General features: G+C 36.8%; 17 protein-coding genes. 11 read left to right on the top strand and 6 right to left on the bottom strand.

What is annotated here, in order from left to right:
- Positions 1-245 precede the first annotated feature (245 nt).
- A complete protein-coding gene (gene ribBA, locus ACIR131C_RS0107160) occupies positions 246-1,919 on the bottom strand; it encodes a bifunctional 3,4-dihydroxy-2-butanone-4-phosphate synthase/GTP cyclohydrolase II (RefSeq protein WP_028089646.1) in 1,674 nt (557 codons plus the stop codon).
- A gap of 175 nt (positions 1,920-2,094) precedes the next feature.
- Here ribBA and ACIR131C_RS0107155 point away from each other — a divergent pair, with 175 nt between their 5' ends.
- Positions 2,095-2,946: a DNA-methyltransferase gene (locus ACIR131C_RS0107155; RefSeq protein WP_028089645.1), complete on the top strand. Its 852-nt coding sequence runs from the start codon at positions 2,095-2,097 to the stop codon at positions 2,944-2,946.
- On the opposite strand, the gene ACIR131C_RS0107150 is transcribed toward ACIR131C_RS0107155, so the two are convergent.
- Both ACIR131C_RS0107150 and ACIR131C_RS0107145 read right to left on the bottom strand, forming a co-directional pair.
- Positions 2,935-3,558, bottom strand: a complete 624-nt coding sequence (locus tag ACIR131C_RS0107150) for a ScaI family restriction endonuclease (protein ID WP_028089644.1) — start codon at positions 3,556-3,558, stop codon at positions 2,935-2,937. The genes ACIR131C_RS0107155 and ACIR131C_RS0107150 overlap by 12 nt on opposite strands.
- A complete protein-coding gene (locus ACIR131C_RS0107145) occupies positions 3,559-3,780 on the bottom strand; it encodes a helix-turn-helix domain-containing protein (RefSeq protein WP_028089643.1) in 222 nt (73 codons plus the stop codon).
- A gap of 221 nt (positions 3,781-4,001) precedes the next feature.
- Between ACIR131C_RS0107145 and argC the strand changes: the two genes are divergently transcribed.
- The gene (gene argC / locus ACIR131C_RS0107140) at positions 4,002-5,060 is read left to right on the top strand and encodes an N-acetyl-gamma-glutamyl-phosphate reductase (RefSeq protein ID WP_028084571.1); all 1,059 of its coding nucleotides are present in this window, start codon (positions 4,002-4,004) and stop codon (positions 5,058-5,060) included.
- Positions 5,061-5,146: 86 nt separating this feature from the next.
- On the opposite strand, the gene eno is transcribed toward argC, so the two are convergent.
- Positions 5,147-6,436 carry a phosphopyruvate hydratase gene (gene eno, locus ACIR131C_RS0107135; RefSeq protein ID WP_028089642.1) on the bottom strand — a complete coding sequence of 430 codons (1,290 nt, stop codon included), beginning with the start codon at positions 6,434-6,436 and terminating at the stop codon, positions 5,147-5,149.
- Between the two features lie 427 nt (positions 6,437-6,863).
- On the opposite strand from eno, the gene ACIR131C_RS22160 reads away from it, so the two are divergent.
- The 4 genes from ACIR131C_RS22160 (at position 6,864) to folP (ending at position 13,436) form a co-directional block, all read left to right on the top strand.
- Positions 6,864-8,882, top strand: coding sequence for an AAA family ATPase (locus tag ACIR131C_RS22160; RefSeq protein WP_035371626.1), 2,019 nt, complete (start codon positions 6,864-6,866; stop codon positions 8,880-8,882).
- 14 nt (positions 8,883-8,896) lie between these two features.
- Entirely contained in the window at positions 8,897-11,410 is a 2,514-nt protein-coding gene (locus ACIR131C_RS0107125) for a nuclease domain-containing protein (RefSeq protein WP_035371624.1), read from the top strand.
- A gap of 407 nt (positions 11,411-11,817) precedes the next feature.
- Entirely contained in the window at positions 11,818-12,543 is a 726-nt protein-coding gene (tpiA, locus tag ACIR131C_RS0107120) for a triose-phosphate isomerase (RefSeq protein ID WP_028089640.1), read from the top strand.
- Between the two features lie 44 nt (positions 12,544-12,587).
- Entirely contained in the window at positions 12,588-13,436 is an 849-nt protein-coding gene (gene folP / locus ACIR131C_RS0107115) for a dihydropteroate synthase (protein ID WP_028089639.1), read from the top strand.
- A 108-nt stretch (positions 13,437-13,544) separates the two neighbouring features.
- Here the strand turns inward: folP and ACIR131C_RS0107110 are convergent, their stop codons facing one another.
- Positions 13,545-14,405 carry an SPFH domain-containing protein gene (locus tag ACIR131C_RS0107110; RefSeq protein ID WP_028089638.1) on the bottom strand — a complete coding sequence of 287 codons (861 nt, stop codon included), beginning with the start codon at positions 14,403-14,405 and terminating at the stop codon, positions 13,545-13,547.
- A gap of 696 nt (positions 14,406-15,101) precedes the next feature.
- Between ACIR131C_RS0107110 and ACIR131C_RS0107105 the strand changes: the two genes are divergently transcribed.
- Positions 15,102-17,708 carry a cation-translocating P-type ATPase gene (locus ACIR131C_RS0107105; protein WP_028089637.1) on the top strand — a complete coding sequence of 869 codons (2,607 nt, stop codon included), beginning with the start codon at positions 15,102-15,104 and terminating at the stop codon, positions 17,706-17,708.
- 162 nt (positions 17,709-17,870) lie between these two features.
- On the opposite strand, the gene ACIR131C_RS0107100 is transcribed toward ACIR131C_RS0107105, so the two are convergent.
- Positions 17,871-19,106, bottom strand: coding sequence for a glycosyltransferase (locus ACIR131C_RS0107100; RefSeq protein ID WP_028089636.1), 1,236 nt, complete (start codon positions 19,104-19,106; stop codon positions 17,871-17,873).
- Positions 19,107-19,307: 201 nt separating this feature from the next.
- On the opposite strand from ACIR131C_RS0107100, the gene ACIR131C_RS0107095 reads away from it, so the two are divergent.
- The 4 genes from ACIR131C_RS0107095 to ACIR131C_RS0107080 all read left to right on the top strand — a co-directional run.
- Positions 19,308-19,907 (top strand): hypothetical protein, encoded by a 600-nt coding sequence (locus tag ACIR131C_RS0107095; protein WP_028089635.1) that lies wholly within the window; start codon positions 19,308-19,310, stop codon positions 19,905-19,907.
- A gap of 92 nt (positions 19,908-19,999) precedes the next feature.
- Complete coding sequence (gene cofH / locus ACIR131C_RS0107090) at positions 20,000-21,163, top strand: 7,8-didemethyl-8-hydroxy-5-deazariboflavin synthase subunit CofH (protein WP_028089634.1); 1,164 nt, start codon at positions 20,000-20,002, stop codon at positions 21,161-21,163.
- Between the two features lie 67 nt (positions 21,164-21,230).
- Positions 21,231-21,629, top strand: a complete 399-nt coding sequence (gene psb27 / locus ACIR131C_RS0107085) for a photosystem II protein Psb27 (protein WP_028082886.1) — start codon at positions 21,231-21,233, stop codon at positions 21,627-21,629.
- Between the two features lie 144 nt (positions 21,630-21,773).
- A partial coding sequence (locus ACIR131C_RS0107080) for a Uma2 family endonuclease (protein ID WP_028089633.1) occupies positions 21,774-22,034 on the top strand: 261 nt, incomplete at its 3' end.

Raw genomic sequence — 22,034 nt, 5'->3', positions numbered from 1 at the left:
TCCTTTGCGTCTTTGCGCGAAAAAAAATCATCAACCAATAAACCAAAGCAATAAAACATTAACCCCCAACACCTTAAAAACATCGCCGAAAAAAGGTAATAAAACTATTGACATCTCATTTAAAATATGATATCCTGAACTGGATAAGGAAGAACTATTTAAAAAATATATCCAAAAGTTCCTTTGTCCCTCCCCAAAAGGAGAGGGTGAGAAAGGTTTTTCCGACTCTGGAACTTCAGGATATCTTACTTAATAAAACTGTAGATGTGTTGAGTCTGCAAGTGATCTTTCAAAGATGACGGTAATACACCATCTGATAAAGTTTGTCTATCTAACTGTACTTGTAAATTACTCAGCGGATCACTACCGTTAGAAATCAGAAATTCCATTTTCTGAACATAGGGTAAAGTGACTATTTCATCTAAAATCAAGCAAATTGCTTGCAGGTAAGGATGACCTTTTTGCTGATACCAATTAGCTTCAGCAATATTAGCTTGGTCAAAACCTAAATGCACTGTTAAAGATGGTTGATCAAATAAAGCGATTCCCAGGGGACGGGCTTCTTCCTGTAATAATAAATGTTGAAGGGTTGATAAATACCGTAACTTTTCCAAACGTTCATAGCGTTTAGTAATTGATTCCGGTTCATCTTGCCAATGTATCGCTACTGTGACAAGATAAGTTTGCAACAACATATGACCCAATTTCTCGGCTTTGGTAGCTAAGTAATAGGTATTGTAATCATTGGACTCAATTAACAGCGGGAGACGGTCTATAATTTCTAAACCATAACCCTTGAGACCAGCAATTTTTCGGGGGTTGTTGGTAATCAGACGTATTTTTTTAATCCCCAAATCCATGAGAATTTGCGCCCCCATACCATAATCACGCAAATCAGCAGGGAATCCTAAGCGCTCATTTGCTTCTACCGTATCCAATCCCATATCCTGTAAAGAGTAGGCTTTTAATTTGTTAATTAAGCCTATTCCCCGTCCCTCTTGACGCAGGTAAACAACGACACCTTGACCAGCGGTTTCAATCATTTTTAATGCTGCTTGTAACTGCATCCGACAGTCGCAGCGCAAAGAACCCAAAGCATCACCGGTTAAACATTCCGAGTGCATTCGCACCATGACAGGTTGATCTTGGAAATTTGCTGGATCTCCCTTGACAATGGCGACGTGATCTGTATTATCTACTGTATGACGGTAGCCGTAAATATCAAATTGACCGAACTCGCTGGGTAGTTTGGTAACAATTTCTCGATATATGAGGCGATCATTTTGCAGACGATAACTAATTAAATCAGCAATACTGATAATTTTCAGGTGGTGATTTTGGGCATATTGCACTAACTGGTTTAAACGTGCCATCGAACCATCAGGATTTTGAATTTCACAAATTACTCCCGCTGGGTACAGTCCCGCTAGTCTGGCTAGGTCTACAGCGGCTTCTGTATGTCCGGCTCGTTTAAGTACACCCCCTGGTCTAGCCCGCAGGGGGAAAATATGACCAGGACGGCGTAACTCCTCCGGTTTTGTGGCTGGGTTGAGGGTGACTTGGATAGTCCGGGCCCGGTCTTCGGCGGAAATACCTGTGGTTACGCCTAAATGGGGAGCAGCATCAATACTAACGGTAAAAGCGGTTTGGTTAGTATCCGTTAATTTACTGACCATTAATGGTAAGTCTAATTCATCCAAGCGATCGCCTGTCATTGCTAGACAAATCAACCCTCTGGCTTCCACAGCCATAAAGTTAATCATATCAGGCGTAGCAAATTGGGCGGCGCAAATTAAATCTCCTTCATTTTCTCGATTTTCGTCATCTACGACAACGACGACACGACCCGCTTTAAAATCAGATAAAGCGGACTCAATAGAATCGAATTTAAAGGTTTGAGTGGTCTGAGGCTGTGACACAGGAAATTTCCAGCTACCAAGGTAAATTTTTCTAACAATTAATTTCTTATTTTATATTGTAGCTTATTTCTCAGAATTAGAGCTTTTGTGGGATTAGCAAACTGTTACTTGACAATTAAATAGTTCATCTATACTATAGCCAGTTTAGAGTACCATATACATGGAGGATGAAGCTATGAAATTCACGGATATCAGTAAATTACTAGGTAAACCCTACTTTCAATCGTGTAATTGTCTCATTTATAATTTAGATTGTTTAGAGGCAATGGCAATTTTACCAGATCAATCAATTAATCTAACCGTCACCAGCCCACCGTATAACATTGGTAAAGAATATGAAAATTTATTACCATTGGATGATTATATAAATTGGTGTGAAAAATGGATAACAGAAGTTTATCGTCTGACTTTATATGATGGAGCTTTTTGGTTAAACTTAGGTTATTTATCCATTAAAAATCGTGCTAAAGCAATTCCTATTTCCTATTTGCTTTGGGATAAAATTCCTTTTTATTTAATCCAGGAAATTGTTTGGAATTATGGTGCTGGTGTGGCAGGAAGTAAGTTTTTTTCCCCTAGAAATGAGAAATTTTTATGGTATGTGAAAAATCCAGAAGCCTATACTTTTAATCTTGACGATATTCGTGATCCTAATGTCAAATATCCCAATCAAAAAAAGAACGGAAAAATCAAAGTTAATCCTTTAGGGAAAAATCCTACTGATGTTTGGGAATTTCCAAAAGTTACGTCTGGACAAAATAGATCATCAAAAGAACGGACACCACACCCTGCACAGTTTCCCTCTGCTGTTATTCAAAGAATAATTACAGCCTCTTCTCATGAAAATGAGATTGTCCTAGATCCATTTTTGGGTTCAGGTACTACTGCTATGGTAGCTTTAGATTTAAATCGTCTAGTAATTGGTTTTGAAATTCGTCAAGATTATTGTGATATTGCTGCTAATAGAATTGAAACTTTTTTGCAAGATAAAAATAGTAGAATTGAGCAATTATCACTACTTTGGTAAAGGTAACTGAATTAATTTAAATTTTTTGACATCAGGACTTATGCTGGCTTGTTGACCAGTTTCAGATTCCTGTCCTTGCCAATCTTCTTGATCTATCCACCCAAAACGTACAAGTTTGATTTTGGGATTTACTAATGATAGATTATCTATTTGTTGTCTTTTATTCTCAATCTTTTCAAAGTTAATCACAAGATAGTATCCTGATTTGCTTTTCTTTGTTTTACCAGTAGTGCTTTTTTGAGCATAACTCCTATTACCAAAAATATTGCGGGGACTAGAAGATGTTTTAATTTCAATAGAAAAATTATCATTGGGGATGTAAACTAAATCCTTTTCTGTAGTATCCTTTTCCCGTCGCCATAGTTGGGGATATTTACCAGATAATTCTAATGGTATCAACTCATGCAATAGTGAACCGATAATTTGCGGGCTAGGAAATATATCTCTACCTATTTTGTATCCCCGACTGGTGATACTAGACTGAAATATTTCCTCCCACACGCTGATAACAATCTCATAGATTTCATTAGCATCTAGAGGATGTTCTTCTATCAGTTCTTTAGTTTTATCTGCCCATTTTTCAACCGGAATACCCAAATAAGGAGATACCATTTAATCTAAGCCCTTTAATAATTCACTGGGTGACATTCCCAAAGCCTGAGCAATACGGATAATATTTAACAAAGCAATATTTCTTTCACCACGTTCAACACCACCGATATAATTGCGATGTAGTCCTGACAGTTCTGCTAACTGTTCTTGGGAAAGATTTTGGGTTTTTCTAATTGTGCGAATATATTCGCCAAACTTTTGCAGTTGAGAATTTTCTGTCACGTCAAAAATATTATAAAAATATAATATTTATCGTTATCAATCATCTACACACTATAAGTGTGATTAGTGATCAAAGATATTTGTGATTATAAGTACCCTAAAAGATACTCCTTGCTATATAATTCAGCCAAAGTTCAATAACAACTCATCAGTAATTAGCTAGTAACTTGACTGCTGATGATTGATAATAGATAACTAAAAGTGGATAAGGATTTAAGATCATGGTAAATTTAAGACGCGTACCAGTGGGAATTGTTGGCGCGTCAGGGTATGGCGGGGTACAATTAGTACGACTACTAATGGATCATCCTGAAGTAGAACTAGTTTATTTAGGTGGTGAAAGCAGTGCGGGTAAATCCTTTGCCGACCTTTACCCACATTTTGGTAATATAGTAGAATTACCTATTGAAGCTGTAGAACCGGACATCATTGCTAGTCGTTGTCAAGTGGTATTTTTATCTTTACCCAATGGACTGGCTTGCCAAATTGCTCCTAAACTTATAGAAAAAGGTTCTAGGGTACTTGATCTGAGCGCCGATTATCGCTTTAGTGATTTGAAAACCTATACTACTTGGTATGGTACAGAAAGAAGCGATCGCACTACAGCAGCAACAGCAGTTTATGGTCTACCAGAATTATATCGCTCGCGTATTGCTGAAGCGAATCTAATCGGCTGTCCTGGTTGCTATCCTACAGCTAGTTTACTAGCGTTGTCTCCCCTGTTAAAACAAGGTTTAATAGTTCCCGAAACAGCCATTATTGATGCTAAATCTGGCACATCCGGGGGCGGAAGACAAGCCAAAGTTAACCTGCTGTTAGCGGAAGCTGATAACTCCCTGGGGGCTTATAACGTCGCTAGACACCGCCACACCCCAGAAATTGAGCAAATTTGTAGCGAATTGGCTAGACATGAGGTGACAATCCAATTTACACCCCATTTAATCCCCATGGTGCGGGGGATTTTAGCCACTGTCTATGCTACCATGCGTGATCCCGGTTTAGTACGTGATGATTTAATTACCATCTATAACGCCTTTTATCGCAATTCTCCCTGGGTAAAAATCTGTAACAGTGGCACTTATCCCCAAACTAAATGGGCGTGTGGAAGTAATTCCTGCTACATTGGCATAGAAGTTGATCCCCGCACCGGCCGAGTGATTGTTATGTCAGCGATTGATAACTTGATTAAAGGTCAAGCCGGACAAGCCATTCAATGTATGAACATCATGCTAGGCTGGGATGAAACCTTGGGACTACCTAAAATTGGGTTTTATCCTTAAAAGGGAACAGGGAACAGGGAACAGGGAACGGAAAGATATTTATTAAACCTCTTACGTTCTTTTTACTGTCACCTGTCACCTGTAACCTATTTTGGTCCTAAACCAATAGTACCAGCATAGATGGCGCGATCGCCCAATTCATGTTCAATCCTTAGTAAGCGATTGTACTTGGCTACCCGTTCACTGCGACACAGAGAACCGGTTTTAATTTGACCAGCGCGAGTAGCTACAGCTAAATCAGCAATAGTTGTATCTTCTGTTTCCCCAGACCGATGGCTAATTACTGAGCGGAAACCGTTGCGAGTGGCTAAATCAATGGTTTCCAAAGTTTCAGTTAGAGAACCGATTTGATTCAACTTAATCAAAATCGAGTTAGCGGCTTTTTGTTCAATGCCTTTTTGTAAGCGGGTAGCGTTAGTTACAAATAAATCATCACCCACTAATTGTACTTTTGAGCCAATTTTCTGAGTTAGTAATTGCCAACTTTGCCAATCTTCCTCATGTAAACCATCTTCAATAGATACAATCGGATATTGGTCAACCAACTGACCTAAATAATCAATAAACTCAACAGGACTATGGGGTTTACCATCATAAACATATTGGCCATTTTTGTAAAATTCACTAGCAGCCACATCTAAAGCCAAGGCTACTTCTTCACCAGGCTTATAACCAGCTTGTTTAATCGCTGCTACCAACAATTCTAAAGCTACTTGGTTAGATTCTAGATTAGGTGCAAAACCACCTTCATCACCCACACCCGTCAGCAAACCTTGATCATCTAACACCTTGCTGAGAGTAGCAAATACTTCCGCACCCCAACGCAAAGCTTCCTTAAAAGAAGGAGCGCCAATGGGGACAATCATAAACTCTTGAAAGTCTACATTATTAGCTGCGTGCGCTCCACCATTGATCACATTCATTAAAGGGACAGGCAATAAATTCGCCAAAGGTCCACCTAAATAGCGATAGAGAGGAATACCTAAAGACTCCGCACCAGCCTTTGCAGCAGCCAAGGAAATGCCCAAAATTGCATTTGCTCCCAAATTGGCCTTATTGGGTGAACCATCTAGGGAAATCATCAATTTATCTAGGGCTTCTTGGTTGAGAGCATCCAAACCTAGTAACTTAGGGGCTAGTACCTCATTGGCATTCTGGACCGCCTTGAGTACGCCTTTACCCCCATAACGGCTTTTATCACCATCACGCAATTCATGAGCCTCAAATGACCCTGTAGAAGCCCCGCTGGGAACTTGTGCCAGTCCGATAGCGCCATTAGCTAAGTGTACCTCGGCTTCGATGGTTGGTCTACCCCGTGAGTCGAGGATTTCGCGGGCGACAATGGCTTCAATAGCAGTATCTAGAAATTTCGTCATTTCTGATTTATCCTTAATTCTCGGTGTGCGCTGGGGGTTTAACCTTTACAGTTTACTAATAACCCAATCGTTAGCTTATGCCGATAACAGAATTTTTTGCCTGAGATTAAAGAAGATTTCCGACTTTGCATGATCTCAGGGGAAATTTGATAAGTTTCTGATCACGTACCGTGGCATTATCCATAACCTGGAGAATGGTAATGAATGTATAAATTACTTCATTTAACTACTTGATTAATTTTTTTTAAGCTTTTAACCGTATAGTTCCATAAGGGGACAGATAGTTGTATTTTATATAAATGTAAAAACTAATATCAAGACTTTTAGCAACAATGCTCTAACGCTGACAATATCCATAGCTAAGTTAATGTTACAGCAAATCTTAGTTGCTGGTAAGCATAAAAACGCAATTACCATCAAATAGCCTATGACTGAAAATGATGAACAGGAATTTAATAAACTACTAGCAAAATCTGATAGTGAGTTGATTAAGGACATTCTTGAATACAATCAAATTTCATCTCTTGTATTATCTGGAGTCCTAACCGTAAACCCAGGTAGTCGTTATGGACATTTTAAATCTGTTCTTGATCATAACGGACGAAAAATAAAATATCCTAATGGTGATCATATTGATTATGTATTTATTTACGATCCTTATGAATTAGAAAAAGATGAACGGTATTATTTTCAGTGTGAATTAGCCAGCCTAAAGGAAAAGAGAAAAAGGAACAATCCTTATTTATTAAAAACTACTGTTGATAGAGTTCAACAGGGAGAAAAATTAAATAGTCTTGTCAAAGCCATAGAGGAAAAGAATTATGAAATTAACGAACTAAATCAGACAATTAAATATTGGGAGGAAACAATCGCTCAAAAAATCACCGAAATTTCAAAAAATGAGAGTTTCATATCGGAGTTAAGTGAAAAAATAGAGTTCAATAAAATACAACTTGACAAAATAAAAAATCAAAAAACGGAAATGGAAAACACCATAAAAATTCTCCAGCAAAGGATTAATATTTGCCGAAAATTAGAGTTTTTGAACGAGGAGGAGGAAAGACAGTATATTTCACTATTCAGAGAAAAATACGTTATTCCTAGTAATTATTTAAGTTTTGAAAACGAATTAGAAAGTAGTTTTGTAAAATTAGCAGATCATGTACATCAATATTTATTTCATCAGAAAAAGCTGATTTATACAAGATTTCAGATCAGAAATTTTCTGACCCTATTAAGAACAAATGATTTAATTGTTTTGAGTGGTTTGTCAGGTTCGGGTAAAACCCAAATTGTCAAAGCATTTGCGGAAGCATTGGGTGGAGTTGCCAAGATTATACCTGTTAAACCTAATTGGACAAGTTCAGATGATTTGCTGGGATATTATAACCCTATTCAGATGTCTTTTCTGCCCACACCTTTCACAGAAGCAATAGTAGAGGCTATTCACAATCCAGATCAATTATATCTCATTTGCCTAGATGAGATGAATTTAGCAAGAGTTGAATATTACTTTGCAGATTTTCTTTCAAAATTAGAAGAACGCAGTAATGAACCAGAAATTGAATTATATGCCAAACATGAAGAAGAATTATTCATATCAGAATTTAAGACTTTATTAAACCTGCTTGAAAACATTGCTAAGGATATTGAAATAAAATCTTGGCAGGACTTTTTAAACAATGATGAGGCAAGAACGCGCTTTTTAGAAATTTTTGGTAACAATGAAAAAGAATCGCTTTTGCAATTACACACCAAAACCAAAAGACGTTTAATGGATATTTTGAAATTTCCATCTACTATCAAGATACCGAATAATGTCAGGTTTATTGGTGCTATTAATGTTGATGAAACCACAAATTACTTTTCACCTAAGATATTAGATCGTGTACACATTGTCAAGTTTGAAAATCCACTACTTTATGAACAAAAGGTAAAAACATTTTTTAAAAGTTCAGAATATGATCGGAAATTAGCACCAGTTTATGTTAACCCACTTGTTTTTTCTCAAAGGGAAGAATACCCTGCAATGGATGATTCCTACATTAGTATGAATTTAAAAGAAATAAATGAAAAATTTCTGTTACCTTTAAATATTGACTTTGGTATTAGGTCTATTCGTCAATCACTGAACTATGCTAAATTTAATCAGCAAGTTTATGAAAATTACAATAATAATGATAAAATTTCCCTAAATATAATCATTATTCAAAAAATCCTACCTCGCTTTTCCTTTGATAGTAGCCAAATTTCCCAAAATGGTAGTAGTAAATTAGAGATATTAGAACTTCTCGTTTCTCATCTCAAAACTCTGTTTAAAGATTATTACCATAAAACAGACGGTAGTGAAGAAATAGGTAAAGTCTCCGATGCTTTTATGTCGGAAATGATAAAAAAAGCCAAAAATAACCCTCAAATTGACTCTGAAATTAACTTTTTTGCATAATATAAAGGAAAGACATGATGAAAGATTTTGAAGTTTTAATGATTTCTGTTGAATGGGAGTCACGCGACAAATATTTAAGTATCACCAAAAGCGCAAGGCCATTGAAACCAACAATAAAACCTGCCAACATAAATACTTATGAATATGATATTGTTCTCTATACTCAAGAGGATGGTAAGTATTTTCAATTTTGTGTAAAAACACCGCACACACCCTTTTTAAAAGGTAGTGACGGCAAATATCATGAGTCTCTTTTTAATTTGAAAGATGATTTATGGATAATTAAAAGAGAATGGGAGATAGGACAAAGGGGAATTGGATATCATCATTGTCCTTCTATAAATACAATTGGTCAAATTGAAATTGGCATTTTAGACAATTTTATTTCAATTGATATAAATAGCAATATTCTGGATTTTGACTTTGAACAACTTAAAAATGATTTTGAGGGTGAATTATGGAATTTAATCACCTCCCAAAAATCAAAAATAACTTCTAGTAGATTAGAGTTAAAATACTATGATAAAATATTCCGTTATTCAGAAAGTAAGTCAATTATTGATTTTTTAAAAGCTTATGATGCAATTGAAACAAAACCTAAATCTGAATTATTAACCTCAAAAGGTATTGCCAAAATAGAGAAAGTAAAACCTATTGCTGAAACTTACAGAAAATTAGTAAGTATTGGTGGTAGTGCTAGGGTTTTACCTTCAAAAACATTTATTGAAAATTACGATATTTATGAAAATCGCTATTTATGTTTGATGTTAAATAGTATATATAAAATTGTTTCAAATAATATTAATTATACTAGCAAACAGTTAGAATCTTTGGAATTTAAAATAAATGATAAAAAGGCTAAAATTAAAATTTTAAATGATCCTAATCCTCAAGTTAATCAGGAAGAAATTATAGAAGAAATTTTATTACAAGAAAAAAAAGTGCAAAATATGGAGGAAGAATGGCAAAACATTAGTCGTAATATGCCATTTGATAGTCAACAGAAATTTTATACCCTAAGTATATACATTAAATATAAACATAAAAAATCCAATAGTGGGTTCTGGTGCAAAACCGATAAGACACCATTTTGTCTAATCAACTTTCCTTATGCGTGTTTAAATTATTTGGAAGAAGAACAAAAATATACATTTGAATTTTCTTTTATAAAAGATCGTGATATTAGAGTGGATAAAGGAAAGACTTACCCACAGTTCACGATAACGGGAATAAAAAAGATAGAACCCTATTTGATAGAAGTTGAAAAAAATATATTAAATCAACGACTCAATAATAAACAAAAATTAGAATCAAATAATTGGGTTCAAATATTAACACAAAAAGACATAAAAGAAAGAGAAAATCAAGTCAAAACTCTAGAGAATGATATCAAAAAACTTGAAAAGCAAATTAAAGACTTAGATGAATTTGTAAAAGAACAACAAAAATTATTACCATTAATAGAACAAAGAATAAGAAAGACATTTTTTAAAACTATTAAATGGCAAAATATTCAAGGTTTTACATCTTCAATGACTTTTATTCAAAATATAAGTTATCGAAACGCTTTAAATTCATATAAAGAAATATTAAAATCTGAGGGAATAGATTTGGAAGTTTTTGATCTTTATGAAAAAGCTACAACTTATGGTATGAGAGAAATACCTCAAATTTATGAATTATGGTGTTTAGTTTCTATAATTAAGACATTAAAAGAACCATACGGATTTCAATACAAATCACAGGATATTCGTACACTCCTAAAAGTTATTAATCCTGAGAATAATAATTTGAATAATCAGGTAACTATTAATTTTACAGGAAATTTGAATGGTAGAACAATTACTTTATATTATCAAAAAACACTCCCAAATAATAAAAGACCTGATTTTATCCTGGAAATATCCATTAATGATAGAAAAATTTATCTTGTGCTTGATGCTAAATTTAAAAATTATAATTACAAAAAATCTTTGAATTATGAGATAAAAAATTTAAATGATAAATATAGCGACACGGATTATTATGTTTTTATCTTACACCCCTGTAATGATTTAACTGGTGAAAAGAAACCAGTAAAAATGACAAATCATGGAGGTGATAAAATTTATTTTGGTGAAGAAGAAGATCAAAAACCTACATTTCCATTTCACAAATATGGATATATTACGCACAAACCAAATTTTACAGATAACCTAAAAAAATTAATTGGAATGGCTTTTGAGTATCTTTTAGAAAGTAATAAAAATGCAAACAATGGAACTACAAAAGATCCAAAACCTACTAATGATTTATTTTGTTTGAATTGTGGTAGTACCAGCGTAGATCTTCACCCAAAACAAGATGCAAAAAAATACACAGCAGACTGTAGAACTTGTGGACATCAAACACACATAAACTATTGCTGGAATTGTTCAACAAAATTATTTAAACATGGCTATTATTGGGACTATCATAAAACATCTGTTTGGAGTAGCTTTGATATTCATTGTCCCAATTGCGGTATGGCATTTGCAGATAAACCGTGAAATTTGCAGATAAACAGATTTTTGACATCTGACGCACCCTATTAATGACTGTGTTTTAAGCTACAGAAAAATTTGCAAATTGCCGATATTCAGGACGAATAAACCCTAAAACCATATCATCCTTTCCGTACCATCCCATTCAATGTAGATTTTACCATCAAAATTCGCAAATGAAACACCACTGCATGAACCTTACCTGTTTTATCCCAATTTGTAGTAAATATATCTATTATACAATCTCTCTAGGAGCAATACATAAGTATTTTTTCATTTTATATAATCAATATTTAATACATTAAATTATTTATTTACTGATTTTTGTTGTCATTCTGCTTCGTGAATAGTCCTAAAAAAGTAGTAAATTAAAAAGTGCATCTAGTAGCATTAAAATTTTGATTAAATCACCTGTGCGGAAAATCGTTATTGCTGGTAACTGGAAAATGTTTAAAACCCAGGCAGAATCCGCAGCCTTTTTAAGCGGATTTTTGCCTCACCTGGAGGAAACCCCCTCAATACGAGAAGTGGTATTATGTCCTCCTTTCACCGATTTAAGCTTGCTGTCCAAATTTTTGCATGGTAGCCGTGTAAATTTGGGGGCGCAAAACGTCCACTGGGAAGAAAATGGAGCATATACCGGGGAAATCGCCGCCCCTATGCTCACGGAAATCGGTGTGCGTTATGTCATTGTTGGACACAGTGAAAGACGACAATTCTTTGGGGAAACTGACGTAACTGTCAATCTCCGTCTCAAGGCCGCTCAAAAACATGGACTCACTCCCATTCTCTGTGTTGGGGAAACTAAACAACAACGAGACGCGGGGGAAACAGAATCAATAATTAGCACCCAGTTAGAAAAGGACTTGGTAGATATTGATCAAAACAACTTGATTATTGCCTATGAACCAATTTGGGCTATTGGTACTGGTGATACCTGTGAATCAAAGGAAGCAAATCGGGTAATTGGCTTAATTCGCAGTCAGTTGACTAATCCCCTAGTTCCTATTCAGTATGGCGGTTCAGTTAAACCGAATAATATTGATGAAATTATGGCACAACCAGAAATTGACGGCGCTCTTGTCGGTGGAGCTAGTCTAGAAGCTGATAGTTTTGCCAGAATTGTCAATTATCAATAATGGGGATTGGGGATTGGGGTAATTAGCAATTTGGAAAGTGTACAATGTATGACAAACTAACTATCGGAAATCACTGTTTTATCTGGGGAAAGCGGACTTATATCATGGGGATTTTAAATGTCACCCCTGATAGTTTTAGTGATGGTGGTAAATTTAATACTATCTCCGCCGCTTTAACCCAAGCACAAGCAATGGTTGCCGCTGGCGCTGATATCATTGATATTGGTGGACAATCAACTCGTCCAGGGGCGAAGCAAATATCAATAGATGCAGAACTTGAGCGGGTTCTATCTGTTTTGGAGGTGCTACGTCCAGTAGTTGATGTCCCTATCTCTGTAGATACAACGAGGTCTGAGGTAGCTAAGGCCGCTATCCAAGCGGGAGCAGATTTAGTCAATGATATTTCTGCTGGTACTTATGATCCAGAAATGCTGCCAACTGTGGCTAGTTTTAATGTGCCAATTATCTTAATGCACATCCGTGGAAAACCGGAAAATATGGCCAATTTTACAGATTATCAAGATTTAATAGGTGATATTTATAGCTTTTTATCCCAGAGAATTATTGATGCTATCCGGGCAGGAATTGACCCCAGTAAAATTATTATTGATCCTGGTATTGGTTTTGCCAAAAATAATGAGCAGAATTTAGAAATTTTCCGCCACTTGCGATCGCTCAAAACACTTAATACTCCGATTTTAGTAGGAGCATCTCGCAAGAGTTTTATCGGTAATATCCTCAACCAACCAGATCCAACATTACGGATTTGGGGAACGGCCGCAGCCTGTTGTGCAGCCATTTTTAATGGTGCAGATATTCTGCGAGTTCATGATGTTCAAGAAATGCAAGAAGTAACTCTGGTGACAGATGCCATTTTTCGTCATTCCTACTAATTACAGCAGTTTCCGATGTGATGAGGTACAAATATTAATCATAAAAATCTTGTGGTGCGGGCATCTTGCCCGCTAAAAGTGTACCTCATCTAGATAAAATACACCATATCAATTAGCTCCATTACCATTACCATTGCCGTTACCAGGGTTTTTAATGTGATTTTCTTGTACCGAATCAGAAATCAACTCTTGGAACATTTCCGTTGAGTTAGCAGGATCTACAAACACAATTTTGGCATTATTGCTTGCACCCAATTTCTCACTAGCATCTACGTAATCTTGGGCAACAAGATACCGTAAAATATCCTTACTTTCGGGATGAGAACGCAAGGCTTCAGAAATAATCTCTATAGATGTTTTAGTTCCTTTCGCCCTCTTCACCGCCGCCTCTTCTTCCCCTTCTGCGGCTAAAATCGCGGCTCGTTTTTTTATTTGCGCGTTCTGTTGCTCTTCCATTGATTTGCGTACAGTCTCCGGTGGGGTGATACTCTGAATATCTAATCGCGTGATTTCAACTCCCCATGTAACTGTAATTGAATTTAATGCCCCTAATACGGTTCTGTCTATCTGATCTCTAGACATATTAGTATCCTCTAAGGAATTTTGGGCGATATTTTCCCGGAGGGTAGTTGTGGCTATGTTTGCTAGAGACTGTTCTAGATCATCAATGGCATAAAAGCTTTTCTCAATATCTTTAATCCGCCAATAAACAATTGCATCTACTTCTAAGTAGATACCATCTTTAGTAATTACATTTTGCGGTTTAATATCTAAAAGCTGCTCTCTGGTTGTGTTTTCCATCACAATTTGATCAATGATGGGAACAATGAAACTCAGTCCAGGGTTAAGTTTACGATGATATCGCCCTAATCGTTCAACTAAAGCAACATTCCCTTGATTTACCATCTTTGCAGAGGCTAAGGCATAACCTACCAGAGCTAAAAATATAATCAAAATTATTGGGTCCATTATCTTCTCCTCTTTCAGCTTTGGGCAGAATTTATTTCAGGGTGATGGTTATACTGTATATTAACTAACTGTAAGTTTAAATGTCTTGAATGTATAGTTTTTGAATAAAAATTGTCAATAATCAACAGCAAAGAATGTTCAATCAAGATTTGATCAGCATTTCTATCCATTAAACTGTTTAAAGTCATGACGGACAAAATTTTCTTTGCTACTACATAAACAAGGTTTACCTATGGTTTGGCTTTAGTCAGGGATAGGTGGACTAAAACAAAATTCAAGTTTTTAACCCACGCACTATCTGGATTAGATCTGTGTAAAGGCGTTATCTGCCGGAATGTTTTTCCCCAACTTTATCTAAGAACATTGCCAAAGGCAATCATCTAGGTAGAATCATTTTAACACTTTGATTAACATTCCATCACATCCATTAAATAAGTATAACCACTCGGTTGAGTGATCGGTTTTTCTGGCAGAATAACCTGAAACCCTTGATTTACAATGATTCTTTCGTTAATTAACAGAAACATTCATAGCACAAGGCAAGAAGCACTCATGGAACACTAAAATCCTTATCTGTCTAATGGCAGTTTAGTCACGATAAAAATCTTGACATGGGATGATTTTGTAGTTATGGAAGTAGCGGATACTGGTATTGGTATCGTCTTTAATAGCGCAGCATGATCATCAGCTTTTATCATGACTCATAAAATTGAGGTTCAATCTCTTAGGGGATTATCTGCACTCACCGCAGGTAATCGCCTCAAACAAGAAGGATATAATGAGTTACCATCTACCCAACATCGTCAAATCTGGGAAATTGCCCTGGAAATCTTTCAAGAGCCAATTTTTCTGCTTTTATTAGGCTGTGGTATCATTTACTTATTTTTGGGTGATGCTCAAGAAGCTTTAATTTTGTTAGGTTTCATCTTTTTTATTGTCGGCATTAACTTATACCAAGAACAAAAAACAGAAAAATCACTAGAAGCACTACGGGATCTTTCTAGTCCCCGTGCATTAGTCATTCGTGATGGAAAACGTCAACGCATTGCAGGACGGGAAGTAGTGCGTGAAGATGTGATTGTTTTGTCGGAGGGTGATAGAGTTCCAGCAGATGCTGTGGTGATATGGTCTACCCATTTGAGTGTTGATGAATCCTTATTAACTGGGGAATCTTTACCTGTTCGTAAGCAATCTATCAGGGATACCACTGATTTAGAAAACACTATCAGAAGCAGCGCACAGCACCGTCCCGGTGGTGAAGATTTGCCTTTTGTCTATTCAGGAACCCTGATAGTTCAAGGTCAAGGAATTGCCCAAGTCTATGCCACGGGTATGCAAACAGAAATGGGGAAAATTGGTAAAGCCCTGCAAACTGTAACACAGGAAGACACGGTTCTGCAACGGGAAACTCGCAGAATTGTCAGTAAATTGACCTTTGTAGCGATCGCTATCTGCGTGGCTGTGATCGTTATTTACGGTGCATCTAGGGGCGATTGGCTACAAGGAGTTTTGGCAGGTTTGGCACTGGCTATGGCAATTTTACCTAATGAAATTCCTGTAGTATTGGCAATTTTCCTGGCTTTGGGGGCTTGGAGATTTTCCCAGTCCAGGGTTTTAACTCGGCGTGTCCCTGTGGTAGAAACACTGGGTTCTGCGACTGTTCTTTGTGTAGATAAAACCGGAACACTGACTTTTAACCGGATGTCAGTTCAGCAATTATTTGTATATGAATCTACAAATTTAACACCGCAATTTTACGATGTTGCCCTGCATGAACAAGAACCACTACCAGAAACTTTCCATGAATTAATTGAATTTGGGATTTTAGCCAGTCGCAAAGACCCCTTCGACCCCATGGAAAAAGCCCTAAAACAAGTGGGTGATGACTATTTAGCCAGAACAGAACATTTACATCAAGACTGGGAAATACTGCGGGAATATCCCCTTACAGGTGAATTATTGGCCATGTCCTGTGTGTGGCAATCTCCAGAGGATAAATTAATAGTTGCTACTAAAGGATCTCCCGAAGCGATCGCAGATTTATGTCATTTTAATGACCAGCAAATCCAAGACCTGCAACAGCAGATTAATCAAATGGCCAGGGCTGGTTTGCGTGTTTTAGGTGTAGCAAAAGTCATTGGACAACATCAAAAAAACAAAACCCTCAAGTCTCTTCCCCAAGCCCAACATGACTTTGAATTTGCCTTTTTGGGACTGCTAGGTATGGCCGACCCCGTGCGTCCAACTGTAGCCCCAGCTATTGCCGAGTGCTACACCGCTGGTATACGAGTAGTAATAATTACAGGAGATTACCCCGCCACAGCCCAAAATATTGCCCGCCAAATTGGGCTAAAACCTGCCACAGAAGTGATTACCGGGGCAGAACTAGAAACAATCCCAGAAGGTGAATTACTGTCTCGCATTCAAACCGTGAATATCTTTGCGCGGGTTGTTCCAGAACAAAAATTACTGATTGTCAATGCCCTGAAACGCTGCGGTGAAATCGTGGCCATGACCGGAGACGGGGTAAATGATGCCCCAGCCTTGAAAGCCGCAAATATTGGCATTGCTATGGGTGAACGGGGAACAGATGTCGCCCGTGAATCTGCGGATTTAGTATTGTTAGATGATGATTTTTCTGCTATTGTCCAATCTGTCAGGCTAGGACGGCGAGTATTTGATAACCTGAAAAAAGGTATGGCTTATACTTTGGCGGTTCATATCCCCATTGCGGGAATGTCTTTGATTCCAGTAATATTTCATTGGCCGCTGGTGCTATTGCCTATTCACATTGCTTTTCTACATTTAATTATTGACCCCGCTTGTACTATAGTATTTGAAGCCGAACCAGAAGAAACCAATATCATGCACCGTCCACCACGTAATCCTAGAGAGTCGTTATTTAGCCGTCGGACCTTGAAATTAGCACTTTTGCAAGGGGTAAGTGTGTTGGTGGTGCTGCTGGTTGTATTTGCTGTGGCTTTTTATTTTGGACATGGAGAATTTGATGCCCGCACTCTAGCTTTTACTACTCTCATTGTCTCGAATTTGAGTATGATATTAACTAATCGTTCTTGGTCGCGGACTATTCCCGAAATGTTACACACTCCTAATGCAGCACTTTGGTGGGTATTGGGTGGTGGTGTGGTGTTTATGGGACTGGTGCTTTATGTTCCTTTGTTACGCCATTTATTTCGGTTCTCTTTTCTGCATTTTGATGATTTATTAGTTAGTCTTATTTCAGGGGTGTTTAGTATTTTGTGGTTTGAGGGACTCAAAGTTTGGCGACGCAGATATTCATAATCATCCGCTTATCCAATTTTAAATGGCTTGGGATTGTTTAATTTGTTGGTAATGGGTATGAGTATGTCCGGTTTGTTTAATCAAAAGCAAAAAGTTAATCTTAACAATTGAAGAATTATTGAACGCAGATAAACGCAGATAAACGCAGATGAATTAATGGATTTACTTGACTTCTGTTACTCGCCAGCTTAGTTTTAGGTTAACCCAGAAATTCCAAATTGTGGCCACTGCGATCGCTATTAATTTGGCTATATACTGGTTCATACCTAAGTTATTGTAAAGAAAATTGACTACTAATGTTTGGATGATTATCCCAGCTAAACAGACTATATTGAACTTCAAGAATCTTTTGAAACGCTGTCGCTTTCCTGTCTGTTTTCGGGAAATATCCCCAAATGTCCACAAATCATTCCAAAGAAAATTATTGAGAATTGCTATTTCGGCGGATAAAATTGTACTGCGAGTTAACCCTAAATTGATCACGGTACGCATGAGGTGAAATATGGTTAAATCTACAAATACGCCACTCAATCCTACTGCACCAAAACGGAGAAATCGCCCAACAGGAAAGTTGACTTTTTGACTAATTTTTCCTATTCTCCCAGTAGATAACCGTAATCTGATTAAATGTTGAATATAGTCTACATATTGTTTCCATGTGACTTTGCTTTCTCCTTCTGTGCGTTCCCGGAAGATGTAACCAGCTTCACCAATTTCCCCAATTTGTCCCCGGCCAATGACTTCTAAAAGAATTTTATATCCTATGGGATTAAGTGTAGTATTAGCGATCGCATTTCGTCTTACCATAAAATAACCACTCATTGGGTCAGATACTCTACCCACAACTTCTGGTAAAATTACTAGTCCCAATACCTGCGCCCCACGGGATAAAAAGCGTCTAATTACACTCCAGCTACTCACACCACCACCCTCGACATGACGACTAGCTACTGCTAAATCTGCTCCCTGTTCAATTTTCTGCCATAATTGTGTCAGCACTTCTGGAGGATGTTGCAAATCTCCATCAATTACACCTAATATACTCCCTCTGGCCACTTGCCAGCCACGAATTACCGCCGAAGATAGTCCCCGTTCTTCTTGACGACGCATTACCCGCAATTGGGGATAATCTGGTATGAGATTTTCCGCTACTTCCCATGTCCGGTCTGGGCTATCATCATCCACTACAATTAGTTCATAATTACCAGGAATAGTCTTATCCAATAACCCACTCAAGATATTAACTACATTTTCGATATTGTCACGCTCTTTATAGGTAGGAATTACTATAGATAGCAGCATGATATTGTTTTCGTTCTTAGGGTCTGGTGTCAGTTCAGAAATTCTCAATGCACCACAGGGAACTGGTAATAGGGAATTTGATGAGTTTGTATTCATAAGCTACGTGGTAAATCTTAAATTGCCAAATTGTCTGTATAAAGCTTAATTTTCCATAGAGTATCATACACTTAATATGATCAAAACAAAGGGATATTGAGATTAAGGGTAAAGATGCACCTATTCGGTGAAAAGTATACTGCTATAATTAAAGAGATTTTAAATTTTAGATAACCTATTGAAAATAATCAGGTAAGAGCAATGGCTTATAGTGATTTTAGCTTAACTAAGTTTAGGAATAATTTTCATATTACAATTAATGAAGAAGCTGATTTATTTGCTACCGTAGAACCTATAGAAATCAGCGAAAAGTTAACTAACACTTTAGAAGAAACTACAGAACTCGCGTTAGCAATAAATACGGAAAAAGCACGTTCAGAAATGATTATTACGCCAATTTTATTAGAAGTTAGACGTAAAGCTAATTATCAAATTAGTTTATTTTCTGGTACGGATTTTAATGTTGATATTGAGAGAGGTTTAAATGGTTATTGTGATTTTGTTATCAGTCGTTCTAAGGAACAGTTAACAATTAATGCTCCTGTAATAATTATTGTAGAAGCTAAAAATGAAAATATTAAAGGTGGTTTGGGTCAATGTGCAGCAGCAATGTTAGCAGCACAGTTGTTTAATGAACAGGAAGGTAATGAAATTAAAACTATTTATGGGGCTGTGACAACTGGAGATATATGGAAGTTCTTGAAGTTGCAAGGGACTGATATATTTATTGATTTGAATAATTATTATATTCAGGAGTTAAACAAGATTTTAGGTATTTTGTGTCAAGGTATTGAGGGTTAAATTTAACTTGATCAATATTATCTATTGATATTGGTTCTCCTTTCAATTTATTATAAAACTTAAATAAGTCGTTTATATTTGATTGATCACCAATGACTAATATAACTGTTGATTCTATTCTTGAGTCTGCTTTAACAGATACTAATATATCCCCGGATGATGGTGTATTTTTATTAAAACAAACTCACCCAGAAGCAATTACACAAATTCAAGCTACAGCAGACCAATTACGACAAAAACAAGTCGGAAATACGGTTACTTACGTTATTAACCGAAATATTAATTTTACTAACATTTGTGAACAACATTGTAGTTTTTGTGCATTTCGCCGCGATGATGGTGATCAGGATGCTTACTGGTTAAATTGGGAGCAGATTTTGTCAAAAACTACAGATGCAGTGCGTCGAGGAGCAACGGAAATATGTATGCAAGGAGGACTACACCCAGAAGCGCGAATAAATGGCAAGTCTTTAACTTACTATCTGAAACTGGTAGAAACCATCAAAAACGAATTTCCTCACTTACATTTACACGCTTTTTCACCCCAGGAAATCCAATTTATCGCCAGATTAGACGGAATTTCCTATACTGATGTCATTATAGCTTTGCGAGATGCTGGTGTCGGTTCTATGCCCGGAACAGCCGCAGAAGTATTAGATGATGATGTGAGACGGGTATTATGTCCAGAAAAGATTAATACAGCAACTTGGTTAGAAATTGTCAGTACAGCCCATCAATTAGGTGTACCTACTACTAGTACCATATTATCTGGACATATTGAAACTCCAGAACAACAAATTGGACATTTAGAAAAATTGCGATCGCTCCAACAAAAGGCAATAGCAACAGGATATGCTGCTAGAATTACTGAATTTATTGTTTTACCATTTGTGGGACAAGAAGCACCCAAATCCTTACGCAGACGGGTAGGAAGGGATCAACCAGTGTTAACTGATTCCCTGCTGTTAACCGCTGTCGCCAGAATTTACCTGGGAAATTATATACCCAATCATCAACCAAGTTGGGTAAAATTAGGACTGGCTGGGGCTACAACGGCCTTAAATTGGGGTTGTAATGATCTCGGTGGGACTTTAATGGAAGAACATATTACCACCATGGCCGGGGCTATAGGTGGTACTTGTATGGAAGTAGAAACGTTACAGAATGCCATAACATCTATAAACAGACCTTACCAGCAACGAGATACTTTATATCGAGTCATGGAAAATTGGGGAGAACTGATAATAGAGAACTGATAATTTTTAGTAACTATACCGATTCAAGATAGGATAGACGTGATTTAGTTTTTTTTACTTAATGCTTATGAAAAGCTATTGGTCGCGTCTGCTTTCTTTAGTTTTAGTTTTAGTTATCGGCTTAATTGGCTGTAGTGGTAGTCTTGATAGTTTAACTGGGGATTATCGTCAAGATACCTTAGCTGTGGTCAATACTTTGAGACAAGCTATAGAATTACCACAAGGTTCTCCTGAACAGGCCGCCCTACAAACAGAAGCCCGTCAAAAAATTAACGATTTTTCAGCCCGTTACCAGAGAAATAGTGCTGTTGCGAGTCTTAGCTCTTTTACAACCATGAGAACAGCCCTCAACTCCCTTGCGGGACATTATAGTTCTTATCCTAACCGTCCCGTTCCTGAAAAACTCAAAAAACGTCTAGATGCAGAATTTAAAAAAGTAGAAGCATCATTAAAACGTGGCGCTTAATTTAAACTGCGAGGATTGTTTTTTGATCACTAAAATTAAATATAGGAATCCTCAATAATTTCTTAACAACAATATCCCCGACTTCTTAAATAAGTCGGGAATATGAAATTCCTAACTTTCAAAAAATCAAATAGGAGTCCCATAATGACTCAAGTAAAAATTAAACTCACCGTTGAAGAATTTCTCGCACTTCCTGAAAATGATACTACTTATGAGTTTGTTGACGGTGAAGCTATACCTAAATATAAAAATCAGCAAATGTCTCCTAAATTTTTTCATGGCTCAACCACAGGAGCATTATTTATAATATTATCTACATGGGCGCAAGCAAAAGGTCGCGTTGTCGTGGAATGGGCTATCAAATTAACTAAAAATCAAGAAATTTGGATACCCGTCCCTGATTTA

Origin of the sequence: Dolichospermum circinale AWQC131C (assembly GCF_000426905.1) — a bacterium.
GTDB classification, from domain to species: Bacteria; Cyanobacteriota; Cyanobacteriia; order Cyanobacteriales; family Nostocaceae; genus Dolichospermum; species Dolichospermum circinale.
Note: the sequence above shows the minus strand (reverse complement) of the source record. Positions and strands in the feature narration are given on the sequence as shown.

Bases quoted from the DNA above. Each gene is read 5' to 3' on its own strand.
- ACIR131C_RS0107110 (WP_028089638.1), bottom strand. From the start codon at position 14,405: ATGGACCCAATAATTTTGATTATATTTTTAGCTCTGGTAGGTTATGCC.
- ACIR131C_RS22160 (WP_035371626.1), top strand. From the start codon at position 6,864: ATGACTGAAAATGATGAACAGGAATTTAATAAACTACTAGCAAAATCT.
- cofH (WP_028089634.1), top strand. From the start codon at position 20,000: ATGACTAATATAACTGTTGATTCTATTCTTGAGTCTGCTTTAACAGAT.
- argC (WP_028084571.1), top strand. From the start codon at position 4,002: ATGGTAAATTTAAGACGCGTACCAGTGGGAATTGTTGGCGCGTCAGGG.
- ACIR131C_RS0107155 (WP_028089645.1), top strand. From the start codon at position 2,095: ATGAAATTCACGGATATCAGTAAATTACTAGGTAAACCCTACTTTCAA.
- psb27 (WP_028082886.1), top strand. From the start codon at position 21,231: ATGAAAAGCTATTGGTCGCGTCTGCTTTCTTTAGTTTTAGTTTTAGTT.
- ACIR131C_RS0107095 (WP_028089635.1), top strand. From the start codon at position 19,308: ATGGCTTATAGTGATTTTAGCTTAACTAAGTTTAGGAATAATTTTCAT.
- ACIR131C_RS0107105 (WP_028089637.1), top strand. From the start codon at position 15,102: ATGACTCATAAAATTGAGGTTCAATCTCTTAGGGGATTATCTGCACTC.
- ACIR131C_RS0107150 (WP_028089644.1), bottom strand. From the start codon at position 3,558: ATGGTATCTCCTTATTTGGGTATTCCGGTTGAAAAATGGGCAGATAAA.
- ACIR131C_RS0107100 (WP_028089636.1), bottom strand. From the start codon at position 19,106: ATGAATACAAACTCATCAAATTCCCTATTACCAGTTCCCTGTGGTGCA.
- folP (WP_028089639.1), top strand. From the start codon at position 12,588: ATGTATGACAAACTAACTATCGGAAATCACTGTTTTATCTGGGGAAAG.
- ACIR131C_RS0107125 (WP_035371624.1), top strand. From the start codon at position 8,897: ATGATGAAAGATTTTGAAGTTTTAATGATTTCTGTTGAATGGGAGTCA.
- eno (WP_028089642.1), bottom strand. From the start codon at position 6,436: ATGACGAAATTTCTAGATACTGCTATTGAAGCCATTGTCGCCCGCGAA.